The sequence below is a fragment of the Amorphus sp. MBR-141 genome, assembly GCF_053628695.1.
Window position 1 is genome coordinate 109,964 of sequence record NZ_JBRJGW010000019.1, and the last position, 17,775, is coordinate 127,738.

Annotated in this window: 14 protein-coding genes; 9 read left to right on the forward strand and 5 right to left on the reverse strand. The window is 64.8% G+C overall.

Annotated features, from left to right (window positions below; all coding sequences use genetic code 11):
• Positions 1–6 precede the first annotated feature (6 nt).
• Positions 7–3,000, reverse strand: coding sequence for an ATP-binding protein (locus ACSSVZ_RS21860; protein ID WP_453972882.1), 2,994 nt, complete (start codon positions 2,998–3,000; stop codon positions 7–9).
• Between the two features lie 30 nt (positions 3,001–3,030).
• On the reverse strand, positions 3,031–4,449 hold the full coding sequence (locus ACSSVZ_RS21865; protein WP_453972883.1) for an aldehyde dehydrogenase family protein: 1,419 nt from the start codon (positions 4,447–4,449) through the stop codon (positions 3,031–3,033).
• 136 nt (positions 4,450–4,585) lie between these two features.
• On the opposite strand from ACSSVZ_RS21865, the gene ACSSVZ_RS21870 reads away from it, so the two are divergent.
• The 4 genes from ACSSVZ_RS21870 (at position 4,586) to ACSSVZ_RS21885 (ending at position 7,953) form a co-directional block, all read left to right on the forward strand.
• Positions 4,586–5,464, forward strand: a complete 879-nt coding sequence (locus tag ACSSVZ_RS21870) for a LysR substrate-binding domain-containing protein (RefSeq protein WP_453972884.1) — start codon at positions 4,586–4,588, stop codon at positions 5,462–5,464.
• A 170-nt stretch (positions 5,465–5,634) separates the two neighbouring features.
• Positions 5,635–6,060, forward strand: coding sequence for a hypothetical protein (locus ACSSVZ_RS21875; protein WP_453972886.1), 426 nt, complete (start codon positions 5,635–5,637; stop codon positions 6,058–6,060).
• A gap of 46 nt (positions 6,061–6,106) precedes the next feature.
• Positions 6,107–6,523: an organic hydroperoxide resistance protein gene (locus tag ACSSVZ_RS21880; protein ID WP_453972887.1), complete on the forward strand. Its 417-nt coding sequence runs from the start codon at positions 6,107–6,109 to the stop codon at positions 6,521–6,523.
• Positions 6,524–6,783: 260 nt separating this feature from the next.
• Positions 6,784–7,953, forward strand: a complete 1,170-nt coding sequence (locus ACSSVZ_RS21885) for an adenylate/guanylate cyclase domain-containing protein (protein WP_453972889.1) — start codon at positions 6,784–6,786, stop codon at positions 7,951–7,953.
• Between the two features lie 327 nt (positions 7,954–8,280).
• Here ACSSVZ_RS21885 and ACSSVZ_RS21890 read toward each other — a convergent pair whose 3' ends face one another.
• From ACSSVZ_RS21890 to ACSSVZ_RS21900, 3 genes are all read right to left on the reverse strand, one after another.
• A complete protein-coding gene (locus ACSSVZ_RS21890) occupies positions 8,281–8,820 on the reverse strand; it encodes a flavin reductase family protein (protein ID WP_453972890.1) in 540 nt (179 codons plus the stop codon).
• A gap of 100 nt (positions 8,821–8,920) precedes the next feature.
• Positions 8,921–11,584: a LuxR C-terminal-related transcriptional regulator gene (locus tag ACSSVZ_RS21895; protein ID WP_453972891.1), complete on the reverse strand. Its 2,664-nt coding sequence runs from the start codon at positions 11,582–11,584 to the stop codon at positions 8,921–8,923.
• A gap of 115 nt (positions 11,585–11,699) precedes the next feature.
• Positions 11,700–12,890 (reverse strand): LLM class flavin-dependent oxidoreductase, encoded by a 1,191-nt coding sequence (locus tag ACSSVZ_RS21900; RefSeq protein ID WP_453972892.1) that lies wholly within the window; start codon positions 12,888–12,890, stop codon positions 11,700–11,702.
• Positions 12,891–13,150: 260 nt separating this feature from the next.
• Between ACSSVZ_RS21900 and ACSSVZ_RS21905 the strand changes: the two genes are divergently transcribed.
• The 5 genes from ACSSVZ_RS21905 to ACSSVZ_RS21925 all read left to right on the forward strand — a co-directional run bounded on the left by ACSSVZ_RS21905 (position 13,151) and on the right by ACSSVZ_RS21925 (position 17,559).
• Complete coding sequence (locus ACSSVZ_RS21905) at positions 13,151–13,630, forward strand: TRAP transporter small permease (RefSeq protein ID WP_453972893.1); 480 nt, start codon at positions 13,151–13,153, stop codon at positions 13,628–13,630.
• On the forward strand, positions 13,627–14,919 hold the full coding sequence (locus tag ACSSVZ_RS21910) for a TRAP transporter large permease (RefSeq protein WP_453972894.1): 1,293 nt from the start codon (positions 13,627–13,629) through the stop codon (positions 14,917–14,919). Before ACSSVZ_RS21905 ends, ACSSVZ_RS21910 begins: the two co-directional genes overlap by 4 nt.
• Positions 14,920–14,944: 25 nt before the next feature.
• A complete protein-coding gene (locus ACSSVZ_RS21915; RefSeq protein ID WP_453972895.1) occupies positions 14,945–15,997 on the forward strand; it encodes a TRAP transporter substrate-binding protein in 1,053 nt (350 codons plus the stop codon).
• Positions 15,998–16,267: 270 nt separating this feature from the next.
• Positions 16,268–17,065, forward strand: coding sequence for an alpha/beta fold hydrolase (locus ACSSVZ_RS21920; protein WP_453972896.1), 798 nt, complete (start codon positions 16,268–16,270; stop codon positions 17,063–17,065).
• Between the two features lie 47 nt (positions 17,066–17,112).
• A complete protein-coding gene (locus ACSSVZ_RS21925; protein ID WP_453972897.1) occupies positions 17,113–17,559 on the forward strand; it encodes a cupin domain-containing protein in 447 nt (148 codons plus the stop codon).
• Positions 17,560–17,775: the final 216 nt, after the last annotated feature.

The following is a 17,775-nucleotide window of genomic DNA, read 5'->3' on the forward strand; positions in this document are numbered from 1 at the left end:
AGGCGCTCAGATTGCGGCGGACCCGCCGGGATCGGCATCGCCTCCGGCGAGAAGCCAGAGAAACTCAAGGTCCCCTACATCGGCGGAATCAGCTCCCTCTCTCACATCCCTTCGGAAGGGCCGCAGCAGCGTCGCGGCCTCCGTCTGCCGCCCGTCTTCCAGCAAGAACCGCGAAAGGTCAAGGATGAGCCGCAGCTCCCAGGCCCGTGCCGATTGCCGCCGGGCGCAGTCCATACCTTCCAGACAGGTCGCTTCGGCTGTCGGGTCTTTCGGGTGGAGTTTTCTCAGAATGTTCGCCTTGATGCGCAGGAGTTCGGGAAGCGCGAAGCCGTCGCCGTCGCACCGGCATCTCGCGAGAGTCCGCTCCACCGCCTCCAGCGCATCGGCCTCGCGGCCGGTCAGGAGCAATCCCTCGATCAGCGAGATCTCCAGCGAGGTCGTCAGCAGTTCGTATCGGGCGGCGTGCAGTTCGGCGAGGCTCGCCTCGATGCGGCGAACGGCCTCGCGAGGCTTGCCCTGGCGGATGGCCAAGCTGCCACCAAGCCCGCGAACCGCCGACAGGTGGGGACCGAAGCCGTTCACCTCGGCCCGCGCTTGCAACTTCCCCAGGCTCTCGATCGCCGAGTTCAGGTCGCCTGCCCAAATGTGTACCGTGATCGTCCACATCAACGCGATGCAATGCGTGACCGGATGATTCAACGCCGCGGCCTCGGCCTCGACCTCGCGCGCCAAGCGCTGAGCTTCGTCCGACGCGCCCTGCAGCCACAGCACCCGTGCCAGCGCAATTCCGGAGCGATTGCGGTGATCGAAGCCGTAAAGCACCGTCTTGACGAAGGTGAAGGGCTGGCTGTGCGACAGCGCGATCTCGAGTTCACGCCGTGCCCGGGCCTGATCCCCGAGAAGGTGGTAGGACACGCCGGCCAGTGAAGCTGCCACGGCACGCGCTTCCGGGGCGTCGATCGCCTCCGCGACCTCGAGGGCGCGGGTGGACCATGCGAGGGAGCTGTGAAAGTCGCCGGTCCGCTCGTGGAATATCTGCAGCATGCCGAGGACGCGAAGCTCGTGCCAGCACTCCCCGAGCGCGGCGGCGACGTCCAGCGCGCGCTTCAGCGCCACCTCCGCGGCCGGGCTGTTGCCACGGGTGAACATCAGCGCCAGCCCGTGCATGGACTGAAGCTCCATCTCGTAGGCGCTGCCGACGAAGTCGCCTGCCAGCGCGCCGAGGGCCCTTTCGCACCATGACCGTGCCTCTACCAGCAGGGACTGGTGCATCAGCAGGCAGGCGCTGTGCTTGGCAAGCGGGATGGCGATATCCGGATTCCCGGCCGGGCCGAAGCTCCAGTCCAGCGCGGCCCGGATGTTGCCCAGTTGGATCGGCAATTCTTCCGCAAACTCGATGCCGCCCGCGCTGGTCTGCCGTATCCCGACAAGCATCTCGCCGCAGTGCAACGCGTGCCGCCTGGCAGTCGTCTCGACCTCCTCGGCGCCGCGCGTGAGCAGTTTTTCGCCGGCATAGGTGCGTGTCATTTCGAGCAGACGGAACGGCGCCATGCCCGAGCCGCGGGAAATCGCAACAAGTCCCTTCGAGGCGAGAGCATCGAGCGCCCCGGTGGCGACCCGTTCGTCGATCGAACCTTCAGCGATGACGGAGATGGCGCCCGCATACGAAAACGGACCGACGAAGACGGACAGGCGCTCGAGCGCAAGCGCCTCGACGTCGGACAGCAGCGCGTGGCTCCAGTCCAGCGTCGCCCGCAGCGTCTGCTGACGTTCCGACGAAGTCCGCCGCCCCGCCCAGCCGAGGCTCAGGTGCTGTCCCAGATGGCGGTGGGTGTCGCGGACGCCATGGGTCGCGCAGCGGACCGCCGCCAGTTCGATCGGCAGTGCCATGCCTTCGAGCCGACGGCACATGTCGGCGATGAGACGGAGGTCGTCGGTGTCCAGCTGCATGGCGATGTTGGCGGCCCGGGCGCGCTCCACGAAGAGCTGCACGGCGGCGAAGCGGAGAAGTTCCTCGGCCGAATGCGCCGCCGCGTCGTCCGGAAACTCCAGCGGTCCCAGCCAGTGCACCGCCTCGTCGCGGGCCCTGAGAGGTTCGCGGCTGGTGGCCAGCAGGCGGACCCCGGGCACGTCCGCACGAATGCGCTCGAGAATCGCGGCGACGTCCTCCACGAGGTGCTCGCAATTGTCGATCACGATGCACGGGCTCTGTCCGCTCAGCGATGCGATGAGCACGGCGAGAGGATCGTCGCCGTGCACGCGGATGCCAAGCGCAGCGGCGAGCGCGGATGGCACCAGCGCCGGATCCTCGATCTGGGCGAGGTCGATGAAACAGGGCTTGTGGCCGGTCTGCACGGCGGTGCGGTAGGCGGCTTCCACGGCAAGCGTTGTCTTGCCCACTCCGCCGGGTCCGACGATGGTGAGAAAGCTGGGGCCTTCGGTTGCCGAGAGGATCACCAGAAGCTCGTTCTCCCTTCCGATGACCCGGATTCTGGGCGGCAGCCGACCCAGCGCGGCGTCGGTGGGTACCGCATCGGGACGCAAGCCCGGGTCCTCGGCGACAGTCTCCCCGGCGACCGTGCGGGTCACGTCCGCGACGAAGGCGTAGCCGACGCCCACCTGCGTCGCGATGTATCGCGCTCCACCCGCCCCGTCCCCCAGCGTCCGGCGGAGGTTGGCCATGTGGAAGCGAAGGCTTCCCTCCTCGACGATGGTGTCCGACCACACCCAGGCCATCAGGTCGCGTTTGGCGATGACGGATCCTGGCTGCCGGACCAGGGCACAGAGAAGGTCGAACGATCGTCCGCCGAGATCGACAGGTTTCCCGCCTCTCATGAGCAGACGAGAATGCGGCACAAGGCGGAAAGGGCCGAAGTCGAATTGTACATCGCCGGTGTCTGAGAGGTTTTCGAGTTGGGACATCTCGATCCCTTCGGAGTTGGGCAGGGATTGGCGGTGGCAATATCTTACACACGTTGCCTGCCCGATGGCCTCAATCATCGTTGCAATGAGCTCCCGGGGCGGCGCCGATCAGGCGGGTGTGATCGTCTTGGCCTCAAGGAAGCTCTCGATACCGAAGACGCCGAACTCACGGCCGATGCCGGACTGCCTCACACCGCCGAAGGGCGCCAGGAGATCCGGCGCGGTGCGGTTGATCATCACCGTGCCGGCCTGGAGGCGGCTGGCGATGTCCGTCGCGCGTGGGATGCTGGCCGAATAGACATAGGCCTCCAGGCCATACCGGGAGTCGTTTGCGATGCGGACGGCGTCGTCCTCTCCCTCGTAGGGGATGATGGCGAGCACGGGCCCGAAGATCTCATCGCGGGCAATGTCCATGTCGTTCCTGACGTCGGTGAAGACGGTGGGCCTGACAAAGAAGCCGACGCTAAGCCCCTCGGGTTTGCCGGGACCTCCGGTCAGCAGCGTCGCACCCTGAGCCAAGCCGGCCGCGATGTATCGTTGGATGCGCTCGTACTGGGCAGCGCTGGCGACGGGGCCGATCGTGGTCCTGGTATCCGCGGGATCGCCCACGCGCAGCTCCGCCACCGCGTCCCGGATCGTCTCGTTCGCTTCCGCCAGCCGTGCCCGGGGGACGAGGATCCGGGTGCCCGCGATGCAGGCCTGCCCGTTGTTCTGGAACCCGGCGTTCAGCGCCATCGAAACAGCCTGCGGGAAATCGGCGTCTTCCAGCAGGATCGCCGGCGACTTCCCCGACATCGCCAGGGTCACGCGCTTCATCGTGTCTATGCCGGCCTTCGCGATGATCTTGCCGGTGGACGTCGAGCCCGTGAACGACACCCGCCGGACGTCTGGATTCGTGGTGAGCTCGTGGCCGACATCGTTTCCGCGTCCCGTGACCATGTTGAAGACCCCTGGCGGAAGGCCCGCCGCGTGCAGGGCCTCGGCCACCACCCGGTTCTGCAGGCCGCTGAGTTCGCTCGGCTTGATCACCGAGGCACAACCCGCGGCGAGCGCGGAGGCAAGCTTGCTGCAGATCGTGCCGGCTGCCGCGTTCCACGGCGCGATCAGCGTCGAGACGCCCACAGGTTCCATCCGCACCGAGGATATGCCGACATGTCGCTCGAAGGCGAAGCCGTCCAGAGCCTGCGCAGCAAGGCCGAAGCAGTCCGAGGAATACTGGCTGATCCATTTCGCACGGCTGAGCGGCCCGCCATACTCCTCGATCGTAACGTCGCGGATATCGTCCGACCGGGCGAGCACCGCCGCCTGCAGGCTCCGCAGCAGGCAGATGCGCCCGGACGCATCCATCTCGGCCAACAGCGGCTGCGCCCGTTTCGCCGCTGCGACGGCCCTTCGGGCGTCGTCGCGGCTTGCCATGCGGTGCTCGCCGATCTTCTCCTCCGTCGCCGGATTGATGATGTCGAGGACCTCGTTGCCCGTCGCCGGCGCGAACGCGCCGTCGATATAGATTGTGTCAGCAAGGCGCATACCGTTCTCCTAAGCGGCGTCGAAAGCTCTGGAGTAGATGGGGCGAAGCTGTCACGCTGATAATCGGGACGAATAGCGACGTGACATCCGGATAATCAGGACAATGCACAGATCGGGCCTTGTCGAACTCGAGGCGGTGCTGGCCGTGGCCCGGCACCTCAACTTCCGCGCGGCGGCGGGCGAACTGGACATATCGACATCGGCGCTAAGCAACGCCATCGCCGGCCTGGAGGAACGGTTGGGGGTGCGGCTGTTCAACCGGACGACCCGCAGTGTCGCCCTCACCGAGGCCGGCGAACACTTCGTGGACCGCGTGGCGCCCGCCTTCTTCCAGATCCGCTCGGCGATGGAGATCGCCGCCACACGCAGCGAGAAGCCGAAGGGAACACTGCGGATCAACAGCTCGGTCAGCGCCGCGCGGGCCATCATGGCCCCGATCGTCGCCGAATACCTCCGGCGCTATCCGGAGATGGAGGTGCTGATCGCGACAGAACCGCGCCTGATCGACATTGTCTCGGAAGGGGCGGACGCAGGCGTCCGTCTGGCGAGCGCTGTCCCGCGCGACATGGTTTCTGTCCGGATCGGTCCGCCGGTGCGCTTCGTTGTGGTCGGGTCTCCGGGCTACCTCTCCGCGAACGGCACGCCCGAGGCGCCGGGCGACCTTCTGCAGCACGAGTGCATCCGCACGCGCATGCCCAGCGGGGCAAGGTATCCGTGGGAGTTTGCCCGGGCCGGGGACATCGTCTCCATCGACGTCCCCGGCAAGTTGATGCTCGACGACCCCACGGTGATGCTGGAGGCTGCGCGCGCCGGCGCCGGTCTTGCCTACGTCGCCGACTTCCACCTCGGCGATGATCTGGCGTCCGGTACGCTTGTGGAGGTCCTGCCGCGGTGGGCGCTGTCGGTCCCCGGCCTTTGCCTCTACTACCCCGGCCGCCGGCACGTGCCGGCGGGGCTGAAGGCGCTGGTCGATCTGGTTCGCGAGGTCGGCGGCCGCGCTCACGCCAAGCCCTGACGAGGCGATCGTCGGCCCCGCCGTCGCGGCGCTGCGCGCGGCTCACGACAACCGGCAGCTTCTCACACGGCATAACTCGCAGTCGCGGCCCACCTTCCGGATGATCCCGTACGTCGCAATCGACGAAGGCCCCTCTCGGGCAGCGACTGACCGGAGAACAGGAGGCAGGGATGTCCAAGATGCAGCGTTTGCGGGAACGCGGCGAAACGGAGCGCATCTTCTCGGAGGAAGAGGTGCTCGCGTGGCTGATCGACGGGAGCGACGACGCCAGCCCGGCTGCGCAAGAGATGATGGGCGCGCTGATGCCGCTCCTGATGATCCTCTTCGTGCGGCGGCTGAGCATCGAACGCGACGACCTCGAAGTCGTCGTCCGCGAGACAGTCGAACACATTCGAGCCGAGGCGGGCAGCCACGACGCGCGCGCACGCCTGGGAAAATGGCTGATCGACCTCGCCCGGCGCACGGTGCTGGAGCGCCTGGACCGGCAGGCGCGCCTCGCCACACTCGATCCCGACGCGGAGACCATCAGCGCGACGTACCGCGTACTCGCGCCGCTGCCTGCGGCCAGCTCCCCGCATCCGCGCTTCTGGGAATAACCCGTTCGAGCCCTGTTGCCTCGACCTCATCCGCAAGGAACTGACGATGACCGGCCTCGACAACGTCCTCTATACCGCTCGTATCCATGTCACCGGCGGCCGCGACGGCGTGGCGCGCAGCGCCGACGGCCGCCTGGACCTCAAGCTGTCCCTGCCCGGCGGGCCCGAAAACGGCACAAATCCCGAGCAGCTGCTCGCGGCCGGATGGTCCGCGTGCTTCATCGGCGCGATGTCGCAGGTGGCCGCGGCCAGGAAGATCATCCTTCCGCCGGATGTCTCCGTCGATGCCGAAGTGGATCTGGGCACAGCAGGCGGTGGCTTCGTCTTGCGCGCGCGGCTCAAGGTGAGCCTGCCCGGCCTCGAGCCCGATATGGCACGCGAGATCGCCGACCGGGCACAGGGCGTTTGCCCGTACTCGAAAGCGATGCGCGGCAACATCGACGCGACCGTCGACCTGGCCTGAATCGCGGGCCAACGGAGGGACTACGACATGAGGCGAAAAGCATCGTGTTGGTCTCCGGCGGCAGCCGGGGTCTGGCAAGGCCCTCGCCCGGTAACTCGGAAGGCTTGGGAGGCGGACATATCCGGGAAGCAGGAACCGCGAGCCTGGCGAAACGGCGGCCGCGCCCCGCCCCCGATGACCTCGGGCTTGCCGACGGGGTCGTTCTACCGGGCCCGGCTCCGTTTCCCCCGTCGCCTTATCCGGAAGAGGCCGACTGACGCATGTGTTGTACCGACGGGCCAGATCGCTTCCCGATGCACGCGGGCGACACGGCAGAGATGCCGGCGAAACGCCTGAAGCCACCGAAGTGGCTGGAGCCTCGCCTGCGACCGAAACCGGGTGGCGAAGGGGTCAGGTCGAAGCTCTGGCGGCACAGCCGAGCATTCCTGCTGTTACCGGCAGCCTGCGCCACGGCCGCGATCTTCATGATCGACACCTTCATCCGTCTCGAGTTTGCCGTCGCAGTCCTCTACGTGGTGGTCGTGTTGACGGTCGCGCTATCGCGCAAGCCGGCGTGGGTCGTCTTGGCTGCTGTCGGGTGTGTTGCTCTCACCGTCCTGAGCTGGCTCCTGGTCCATCGCCTGATGTTTCCGGACACGGCAGTCCTGAGAGCCAGCATGAGTCTGGCCGCAATCGGGATAACGACCTTTCTCAGCCTGCGAAACCTTTCCGCCGGCGAGCGGCTGGCTTCGATCGAGCGGCAGCGGGCGAACCTCGCACGGTTTTTCCCTCCGCAACTCGTCGACGAGCTGGCTGAGGCGAATACTCCTCTCGCTATCATCAGGAACAGCCCCGCCGCCATACTCTTCGCAGATATGGTGGGCTTTACGGCCTATGCGTCCGACCGCTCGCCCGAAGAGGTGATCGCGCTGTTGCGCAACCTGCAGAGCGTCTTCGGCCGTCGCATTTTCGCGAACAACGGCATGATCGACAAGTTCCTCGGCGACGGATTGATCGCAGTTTTCGGCCTGCCCATGGCGGGGCCGCACGACGTCACCGACGCGGTGCTGTGCGGACTGGGCATTCTGGAGGACATAAATTCCTGGAACCGGCGGCGCGTAAAAACCGGGGAGCAGCCGGTTCGTGTCGCCATCGGCATCCACCACGGCACCGTCGTCCAGGGGGACATTGGCGGAGAGGGAAGGCTCGAGCTGACCGTGGTCGGAGACACCGTCAATGTGGCGAGCCGGGTCGAGGCTTGCTGCCGCGACCTCGGCTCTCCGCTGCTCCTCACCGCCCCGGTCGTCGCCGAGCTCCACGCCGAAGGAAGCGCCGCCCTCGCGGCGCGCTTCGCGAAGCTCGGCCCGCACACGTTGCGGGGCCGGCCGGCCCCGATCGTCCTGTGGGGTATTCAGCACGCGCAGATCCCCGGTGCGCCCGCAGCAGTGTGAGCGAACTGACGTGCCTCATCCAGTCGGGGCCGCAATCCGGTGGTGATCTGAGGCCCGCTCCGGATCACTCGCCACTGGCGTTCGAGCTGGGTGGATACGTCCGCAGGCGGATTGTTATCGGAGCCGCTGATGCCGAGACTCGGCGGCGGCTGATGGCAGGGCCGTTCTGCGCCCAACTCCGCCATTCGGGCTGGCTTCAAAAGCAGACGTTGCTGCCAAGCCCGCACAACGTCGCAGTTGCGCCTATAGTGATCTTGAACAGTGCCGTCTACGATCTCGCGAAAGTCGGCCAGACTATCGACCAGAACACAAGCATATAAAGTCGTCTCACATTGCCCTTACTTGGTAATATCCGCGATCGAAGTGCACGAGCGGGGCCGCCGGCTGGCAGCGTCCGGTGACAAAGCGCCCAACCACGATGTCATGGTCGCCTTCGACGTGGATCGAAGCCACCTCGCACATGATGCTCGCCAGCGTATCGCAGAGGATCGGAACGCCATTCTCGGCAACCACATAGTCGACCTGATCGAGCTTCTTGTCCGACTTGCTCGCAAACAGATCCGACTGGCTTCGCTGATCCGACCCGAGGATGTTGATGCAGAACACACCCTCGGACTTGATCGCCTCACCGGTCTTGGAGCCATGGTCGAGGCAGATCAAGTACTGCATGGGGTTGATTGAAAGCGAGCTGACCGCAGTCATCGTGAGGCCGGCGCCCGGCCCGCGTGGACTGCGGGTGGTGACCACAGCGACACCCGACGCCCAGCACCGCGAAATTTGACGGAACAGATCGGTGTCTGCGGGCAGCATCGCATGACGGTCACCCCTATCTGCCGAGATGCGCGCGAGAGTTGTCGAAACCGGCATGGTACCTCCTGATCGAAACTTTCATTCGACAGGAAGCCACGAGAACTGCAGGTCGATCACCTATCCAAAGATAGACATGCCCCTGTGGCGCGCGACCGGATCATGGCAGCAGGCCGAGCTCACGCAGCCGCTGGATCGCACTTGCCCGCCGGCGCACGCCGATCTTGTCGTAGATCTGCTGGAGATGCCACTTGACCGACCCCTCGGTCATGGCGAGCCGGTCGCCGATTTCACGATTGCTCAGCCCGGCGCCAACCCAAGCGGCGACATCGATCTCGCGCGGCGTGAGAGGTGTGATCGCCGGCGTTTCCTCGGTTTCGGGAAGCGAGCGTTTCGGCGTCGCGCTCCTGCCCGACAGATCGAGGATCCGGCGAATGAAATAATCGGTTGTCGTGGCGGGTGCGTGATCCTGATCCGAGCCGGAGAGCAGCTGCAACGCAGATTCGCCTTCGTCGAGAAAGACCCGCAGGAAGAGACCTGGCGCGGCGTTGCTCGCGGCCTTGCGCAGCCGCCGGCGTGCCGCGGAAACATCGCCGTCCATGAAAAGGAGCTGGCCGATCAAGATGTCCCACCGGATCGCCGAACGGACCGCGCCCCGTTCGGTCGTCAGCGCGGCCCAGCGCCGGGCCAGTTGCATGGCGTCGCCGTTCCTGCCCGTCGCCTTGGCGATCCTGGCCCAGGTAATCGCCCTTGCCTCCACAGCAGTCGTCACGCCGGTGACCGGGGCAAGGAGTTGCGGATCCAGGTCGAGGCCCTCGGTTCGTGCGATCTGCAAAGCCTCGCCCACCCGTCCTCGAGCGAGCAGCGCCTTAATCCACTCTCCAACCGCCACGTCCCGCAGCCGCCGAATACCTCGGTTGCGGGCGAAGGAGACAGTCTGGGCGAGGTGGTCAAACGCTTCGTCAAGTTGGCCCTGTGCCGCAAGCAAGCGCGCCCATGTCACGTGACCCGCAATCATGTGGTCGACGAAGCCATGCTTGAGACGAGGGCGGAACTCTTCCATGAGCTCCCTCGCCTCCTGCAGCTCGTTGCGCTCGAAATGGACCTCGGCAAGCAGGCAGGCAGGGCCTGCGGGAAGCCACTCGTCGTTCTTCGCAAACGTGCGCGCGGAGGCGAAGCTCTCCCGCAATGCCGCCAGCGCTCCCACAGTGTCCCCGGCCATGCATAAAGTCGGCCCGACAATCGACTGATGCCACACGACACCGAATTCGGTCCCGGCCTCGCGAAAGCGCTCTCGGGCGACCGTGCTCAGCCTTGGCAGGTTCCTGAGATTGAACTGCTCGCGCTGAGCATAAAGCAGCGAACTTTCCACACTCCCAACGACATAGGGGTCGATGTCTACTGACCGGGACAGAAGCTGCTGGCACTTGCGTTCCGCTTCCGCTTGGTCGTCAGTGAACTGCGCGATCATCATCGCACCGTGGTCCAGGAGGTAGCCGATGCGCTCCCGGTCGACTTCCTCTGTCTCATCGCGGCGGGTGGCGAGATAGTCCGAAGCGAGCCTGAGCAGATCCTGGGCGGCGGCGAACTGGTGCTGCGTCGACATTGCCCACGCCATCGTCAACAGAACACGGGGTGACTGCTGAATGCTCGACCACGGCAGCTTGTGGAGGAGGCCGGCGACTTGGTGAACGCGGCCGTGGTAGGTCAGGTCCGGACAGGCCCGGTTGAGAATCTCGGCGGCGCGGAGCCAGTCCTGGGTCGTGATCGCCGCTTCTAGCGCCTCGGCAATGTGGCCGGCCTTCTCAAGATGAGCTCCGCCCCTGCGGGCGACTGCGAGTGCGTGCTCCGGATCCGCCTGGGTCAATGCGTCGACCAGGAACTCCCGAAACAAAGGGTGAAACGCGTACAAGTCGCGGTTCGCATCGACGATGGTGAGGAAGCAGCCAACTTCCGCCAGGTCCGCGAGCCGGTCCCTGCTGTCCGTGCGTTCGGTGGCGATGTCGCACAGCTCGGTGGAGAGGACCGGGAAGAGGGAGATGTCCCGCATGAACCCGCGCAGGGGCTCGGTCACAGCCTGCAGAAGCTCTTCCTGAAAATAGTCGCGGATGTAACCGCGGCTTCCGGTAATCGCGATGTCGGCAAGGTTACCGGACGTGTGCCCAGCCACGGCGAGCTGCAGCCCGGTTGCCCATCCGCGCAGCCGCTCGTTCAGAAGGCGCGCCTCCGTCGCATCCACTGCACTTCCCGTGGCCTGGCGCAGGAAGGCCTCCGCCTCCTCGGCGTCTAAAGCGAGATCTGACACGCCGATCTCGTCGAAATCGCCCCACGCACGCAGGCGGGCCAGCGGAACTGCCCGCTTCCAGCGGGAAGCCACCACGAAGCGGCAGCGCGGCGGCAGGCTTTCAATTAGCTCCGCAAAGAGCTGTCCGGTCCTGGCCTCCTCGATATCGAAATCATCGAAGAAGAAAGTCATGGGACGACCGAGCGACGTCAGCAGATCGGCAATCGTTGCGATCTTGGGCGGTCTGGTGTCGGGGACAGCGAGCTTCGCCTGCTCCAGCGAAGCGGTGATGGAGCGCAGGAAGTCTTCCGGTCCGAGCTTCCGGTCCGGCAAGCGGAGCCACGCAGCGGACTCTCCGTCCTCGGTCAGGGTGGCGTACCACTGCAGAAGCAGGCTGGTCTTGCCATAACCGGCCGGCGCGCAGACCCAGATCAGCCGGCTGCCTCCGCTTCGAGCCAGCCGACGTGCCAAGCGCGACCGCACCAGCAGGGTCCGGTGCGCACGGGGTGGGACGAGATGGGTGGGGTTCAGGTTTTCCAACGCCGACATTCGCCCGAAGTCTAGCGTGTCGCCGGTCCGGCCGCGAGACCAGAACTGATCGTCTCGCGGCCCGCCCACCAGGATGTGTCGGGAAGCACCATGCCGGCCGAGTGCCCTACGACGCCAGAGCGGCCTTCGGCGCGGAGACGGCCGACCCGTCCCGGCGCGCCCTGAGCTCCGGGATGACCTTCTCGGCCAGGTACGTCAATGTCCGGACCACTTTCCAGTGCGGCATGTCGCCCAGATGAATCTGGAAGATGACCCGGGTGGTCTGTGCATCCTGGGCCCACTTCTCCACGGCATCAGCCACAGTGTTCGGCGATCCGGCGACGATGCGATGCGTGGTGCGGACACTGTCCCAGTCGAACTTGCCGTGGCTGGGCGGAAGCACGTGGCCGTTGCGCTTGCGAAACTGATCGATCGACAGGTAGCCTGGCACGTCGGAGAAACGTCCGGCTCGGAGCAGGACGTCGAAGAAGAAGCGCGCGTGTGGTTCCATGTCGCGCTCCGCTTCTTCGTCGGTATCCGCGACCATGACCTGCACCGTCATCGGGACCTGATCGGGCCGGACGGTGTGACCATATTCCGCGGAAAGTTCCCGCAGCCGCTGCTGGGCCGCAAGCTGGGTCGCGATCGGGCTGAACGTCGAGGAGTAGCCGAAGCCGTACTTCGCGGCGAGTTCGATGGTCTCGGGACTGCCGGAACCGACGAAGTAGATTTTCGGATGCGGCTGCTGATAGGGCCGCGGCCAGACGTTAAGGTAGCGGTAGTTGAAGAAGCGCCCTTCGTAGCGGTGTGGTGAGTCTTTGGACCAGGCCTTCAGCATGATGTCGATCGCCTCAGCCTGACGCTCGCGGGCGGTCACCGGATTGACTGGATTGAGCCAGTATTCCATCGGCGTGCCGAGCGGCATCGCGATCTCGAGCCGGCCGCCCGACATCACGTCGAGCATTGCATAGGTCTCCGCCAAGCGATGAGGCTGCTCGATGGCCGGCGGCGTTCCCATAACGCAGATCTTGGCACGCGTTGTCTGCGGAATCAGCGCCGCCGCGATCAGCGAGGGAACCGGCATCAGGCTGTAAGCGGTCCCATGGTGCTCGTTCACGCACAGCCCGTCGAAGCCCAGCTTCTCGGCAAGGACCAGCTCGGAGAGATAGCGCGTGTAGAAGGAATGCCCGACCTCCGGGTCGAACAACGTGTTGGGCAGGTCCACCCAAAGCGAGTCCCGGTCTTCGATATCCTCGGGCAAGGCGGCATAGGGCATGAAGTGCCAAGCGTAGAACTCGGTCTCCGGCAAGATCGCCACGGCTCATCTCCTGGTCTTCGTTGATGCGGAGCGGCCTCGTGGACCGCGCAAGAGTCGATCCTCGAACCGTCAGAGCATCGGTCGCACCCGTCACCTATCGAAAGATAGAGAGCGCGCTCGGGCCGCTGCGATCCGGGGCGATCGGAGCGGAGCCTCCTATCTTTCGATAGGTGACGGGACGGATGGCGCCGAATTTGCTGGGGACTGCTTCGACTGCCTATCCCCTTTCATGCAGGTCAATGGACAGAAGGAGCTGCTTGTTGATCGCAAAGGTCCTAACTGCCTTGGAGCTCGTCTCCGCATTGGTCATTTTCACGATCATGGGCGTGACTGTCGTCGATGTGGTCGGCAGGTATGTTTTCAATGCACCGCTACCCGGATCCTTCGAGCTGACCCAGCTGCTGATGGTGCTCGTGATCTTCTCTGCATTGCCGGCAGTGTCCCGGGCAGGATCTCACATCACCGTCGACGTCATTCTCAACATGTTGCCGGAGGCGAGGCGGAAATGGCCGATGGCAATTTGCGGCGTTGCGGTCGCGGTCATGCTGGCCTTCCTCTCCGTGGTGATGTGGAACCGTGCCGGTGAGGTCTGGGCGATTGGCGACTCGACCACCTATCTTCGGATCCCGATAGGTCCATTCGCCTACTACATCGCCATCGCGTGTGCGGTTGCGGTGATTGGCCAGGCAGCGGCGGTCGTCGCTCTGCTCAGGTCGACGGAAGTCGGATCCGACTCGTGACGGCATCCTTCATTTCCTTCGGACTGCTCATTGTGCTGATGCTGGTCGGAATGCCGATCGCATTCGCGATGCTCCTGGTCGGCTTCCTCGGGCTCGTCTACATCCTCAGCTGGGCACCTGCGATCGGTCTGCTCGCGCAGACGACGCTCGACGCCGGACAGGCCTACGAGCTGTCGGTGGTACCCCTCTTCGTGCTGATGGGGAGCTTTGCCGCCCGGGCCGGCATTGCCGATGATCTGTTCGCCGTCGCTTATGTGTGGCTTGGCCGATTCCGGGGTGGGCTGGCGATGGCGACTATCGTCGCCTGCGGTGCCTTCAGCGCCATGTCAGGCAGTTCTCTGGCCACCGCCGCGACTATGGCCAAGGTCGCCATGCCGCCGATGAAACGCTACGGCTATGCTGACAGCCTCGCAGCCGGGTCGATCGCTGCGGGCGGCACCATCGGGATCCTGATCCCCCCCAGCGTGGTCATGATCGTCTATGGCCTACTGACCGAGACGGACATTGGACAGCTGTTCATTGCAGGCATCATCCCCGGTCTGATCACGCTGGTCGGCTACGTGCTGGCGATCGGCGTCGCCACCTGGATCAAGCCATCGCTGGCGCCGCGCAGCGAGGGCGCCTCGATCCAGAACATGATCACGGCGCTGCGCGGCGTGGCCCTGTTTCTGGCGCTGCTCGTCACCGTCATCGGCGGCATCTACCTCGGCGTCTTCACACCGACGGAATCCGCCGGTATCGGGGCCTTTGGTGCCCTGATCCTGGCGATCGGACGCCACGGACTGTCGCTGCAGATGCTCGTGGAAACGCTCCGCGAGGCTGCCGGCATTACGGCCATGTTGTTCTTCGTGTTGATTGGTGCGCTCGTCTACACTGCCTTTCTCAACATCGCGGGCTTTTCCTCTTGGCTCAGCTTCGTCGTGACCGGCCTGGAACTGAGCAGGATCCATCTCATACTGTTGTTGGTTGTCGGTTATCTGATCCTCGGCATGTTTCTCGAAAGCATGTCGCTGATTATCCTGACAATTCCCATCGTTTTTCCGCTTACGCAGGCCGCCGGAATCGATCCCGTGTGGTTCGGCATCTTCATTGTCGTGCTCACCGAAGTCAGCCTGATCACGCCTCCGGTTGGCATGAATATCTTCGTATTGCGCAGCGTTCTCAAAGATGTCGATGTTTGGACGATCTGCCGTGGTCTTATACCGTTCTACGTATTCGACATCATAAGAATAATACTTTTTATCACGGTCCCAGCGACGGTGATGCTGCTTCCAGCCACCATGAAATAGGTTAGCTACAAGAGGGGGAATGCAAATGAAGCTTGCAGTAAAGGCGCTGGCGGTGGGGCTCCCACTGCTCGGGATGTGTTTTGGACTGACGGCGAATGCCGATGCGCAGACCACCTTGCGTGTGTCGAGCTGGGCACCGCCGCTGCACCCGGTGACGACTGAGATCTTCGGGAAGTGGGCCGAGGACGTCGAACGTGTCACCGAAGGACGCGTGAAGACCGAAATGCTCGGCGCGCCGCTGGGAGCGCCTCCCGCCTACTTCGATCTCGTTAGCAAGGGCGTGGTCGACGTGAGCTTCATCACGCACGACTTCCTGCCCAACCGCTTCGTGTTGAGCGGCCTGTCCCAGTTGCCGTTCTCCACCTTCAGCGCCGAGGTGTCGTCGGTCGCCCTGTGGCGGACCCACGAGGAGATGCTGGCCAAGTTCAACGAACACCAGGGTGTGAAGGTCCTTGGCCTGATGGTGCATGGGCCGGGCCAGATGTTCACGACGGACCGGAAGCTGACCAGCCTCGCCGATTTCGACGGGCTCAAGATGCGGTCGTCGGCCGCGATCCAGACCGCGGTTCTGGAGCTCGTCGGCGCCTCTCCGGTCGCGGCGCCGCCGACGAAATCCTATGAGGTGATGTCCCACGGCGTGGTCGACGGGACCGCCTTTCCGGCGGAATCGATGGCCGGCTTCAACCTGATCCCGCTCACCAAGTACGAGCTCGCCGTCCCCGGCGGCTTCTACACGACGAGCTTCGTGATCATGATGAACCAGGCGAAGTGGGACAGCATCACTCCAGAAGATCAGGAAGCGATCATGGGCATCTCGGGCGAGTATCTGTCCCGGCGCGCCGGTGCCGTCTGGGATGCATCCGACGCCGCTGCCATCAAGGAGCTGGAAGCCGCAAACGTCGAGACCGTCACCGCCGAGGGCGCGTTTCTGGACGAACTGCACGCCAAGCTCGATCCGCTGCGACAGGATTGGCTGGATCGGGCCTCCGCAAAGGGCCTCGATGCGGAGGCGGCCCTTGAATTCTATATTTCCCAGGTCGATGCGGTGAAGGCCGAGAAGGCTGCGACCGCGAACTGAGTGGCCGACAACCCCGGGCCTGGAGGACCGGTTCGGTCCTCCAGGCCCGGCCGTGTCCCGCCCCGGAGGTCCCTCCCGTCCGATCGGACGCCTGAAGGGACACGCTTCCGGCGCCGTCTGAACAGCATCCACACTTTCGAGCCGCATCGGCCGTACCGGCGCTCGTGCCGTGTGTCACCGCCAATCCGGCGCCCGATCTCCGGCTATCTTTCGATAGGTGACCTTCGCGTCCCCGCCGCCGACAAACGGGGTCAAAGAGAGAGGCGAGTAATGAGCGAAAATCTGCCGATTGTGACGCTTCCCAAGGGCTTCGAGCGGTCCGAATATACGATCAGCGGTGTGCGAACGGTGGTCTACGAGGCCGGGTCGGGGCAGCCTCTGGTGTTTCTGCACGGCTCGGGAACCTTCACCGGGTTCGATTTCCTCGACGCGCTGACAGCAGGCCACCGGGTCATTGTTCCCTACCACCCGGGTTTCGGCGAATCCGACGATGATCGCGACATCGACGACATCCACGACTACGTGCTCCATTACCTTGAGCTCTTCCAGACAATGGGCCTTGCCGACATCGATCTGGTCGGCTTCTCCTTCGGCGGCTGGATCGCGGCCGAGCTGGCGACCTTTCATCCGCAACTGTTCCGCAGGATCGTGCTGGTCGCCCCGTCCGGCCTGCCGATCTTCGATCCGCCCGCGACGGATGTGATGACCATTCCGGCGGCTCAGCTGCCCGCCTATCTAGCCCATGATCCGTCGGTTCTCTCCGCCAAGCTGCCGAGCCAGCACGACGTCGATTTCCTCACGCTCAACTATCGCGAACGGATGGCGCTGGCCCGGGTCGTCTGGGACACCCCATCCGGCAACCGCAAGCTTGCCCGCCGGCTGCACCGCATCTCCGTCCCGGTCCTGTTGCTATGGGGCCAGGAGGACCGAATCCGTCCGGCCGCGCATGGGGAGACCTGGAGCGGCCTGCTGCCGGATGCCCGGCTAGAAGTCCTTCCCGACGCGGGGCATCTCCTGTTCGACGAGACGCCGAAGGCTGTTGACCACATCGCCGCCTTTCTCGGCTGAGCGTCTCCCGCTTCTCTCGACATCGCGCCCAACCAGCAGAGGCCATCATGACCATCATGTCTCCAGGCGTTACCCCGGTCGGCGAGGGGATCGACGACGTCGTCTGGTCGATCCTTGGCCAGACCTATACGCTGAAGCAGCATTCAGAGGCGTCGCTCGCCTGGCATGCACTGTTTCCGACCGGCACCTTCGTTCCCCCCCATGTTCATCCGACTCAGGACGAATTTATCTACGTCCTGACCGGACGCTACGATCTGTGGTTGAACGGAAAGGAATTCACGGCGGGGCCCGGAGATCTCGTCCGCATGCCGATGGGGCTGCCGCATGGGATCTTCAACCGGTCCGGAGAAGACGCGACGAGCCTGTTCTGGGTCGCCCCTACGCGCGACCTGAGGGGGCTTTTCGAGCGCATCCACAACCTCACCGATCCGGCCGAGGTCGTGCGCATCGCTGCGGAACACGAAGTCAATTTTCTCCCCCCTGCCGAGAACTGACAGGCACCGAAGATCTCGAGAAGGCCGCCCGACCGAAGGAAACCGCTTCGGATCGTAGCAAACGTCGGGCATCTAGGTGCGCTTTCGCGATATCGGCCCCAAGAACCGGTCAGACGGCTTCCGTGAAGAGTTTCGGGCGCCGAAAGGCGTACGAAAGTCCCCGAGGAAGGAACCCGCGGGCCCCAGGCGATGGGCTATGGGGATTTCGGATTTAGC

What these genes read in the sequence shown, in the direction of transcription:
- ACSSVZ_RS21860 (WP_453972882.1), bottom strand. Translation starts at nt 3,000, where the DNA reads ATGATTGAGGCCATCGGGCAGGCAACGTGTGTAAGATATTGCCACCGC.
- ACSSVZ_RS21865 (WP_453972883.1), bottom strand. Translation starts at nt 4,449, where the DNA reads ATGCGCCTTGCTGACACAATCTATATCGACGGCGCGTTCGCGCCGGCG.
- ACSSVZ_RS21875 (WP_453972886.1), top strand. Translation starts at nt 5,635, where the DNA reads ATGTCCAAGATGCAGCGTTTGCGGGAACGCGGCGAAACGGAGCGCATC.
- ACSSVZ_RS21880 (WP_453972887.1), top strand. Translation starts at nt 6,107, where the DNA reads ATGACCGGCCTCGACAACGTCCTCTATACCGCTCGTATCCATGTCACC.
- ACSSVZ_RS21885 (WP_453972889.1), top strand. Translation starts at nt 6,784, where the DNA reads ATGTGTTGTACCGACGGGCCAGATCGCTTCCCGATGCACGCGGGCGAC.
- ACSSVZ_RS21890 (WP_453972890.1), bottom strand. Translation starts at nt 8,820, where the DNA reads ATGCCGGTTTCGACAACTCTCGCGCGCATCTCGGCAGATAGGGGTGAC.
- ACSSVZ_RS21915 (WP_453972895.1), top strand. Translation starts at nt 14,945, where the DNA reads ATGAAGCTTGCAGTAAAGGCGCTGGCGGTGGGGCTCCCACTGCTCGGG.
- ACSSVZ_RS21920 (WP_453972896.1), top strand. Translation starts at nt 16,268, where the DNA reads ATGAGCGAAAATCTGCCGATTGTGACGCTTCCCAAGGGCTTCGAGCGG.
- ACSSVZ_RS21925 (WP_453972897.1), top strand. Translation starts at nt 17,113, where the DNA reads ATGACCATCATGTCTCCAGGCGTTACCCCGGTCGGCGAGGGGATCGAC.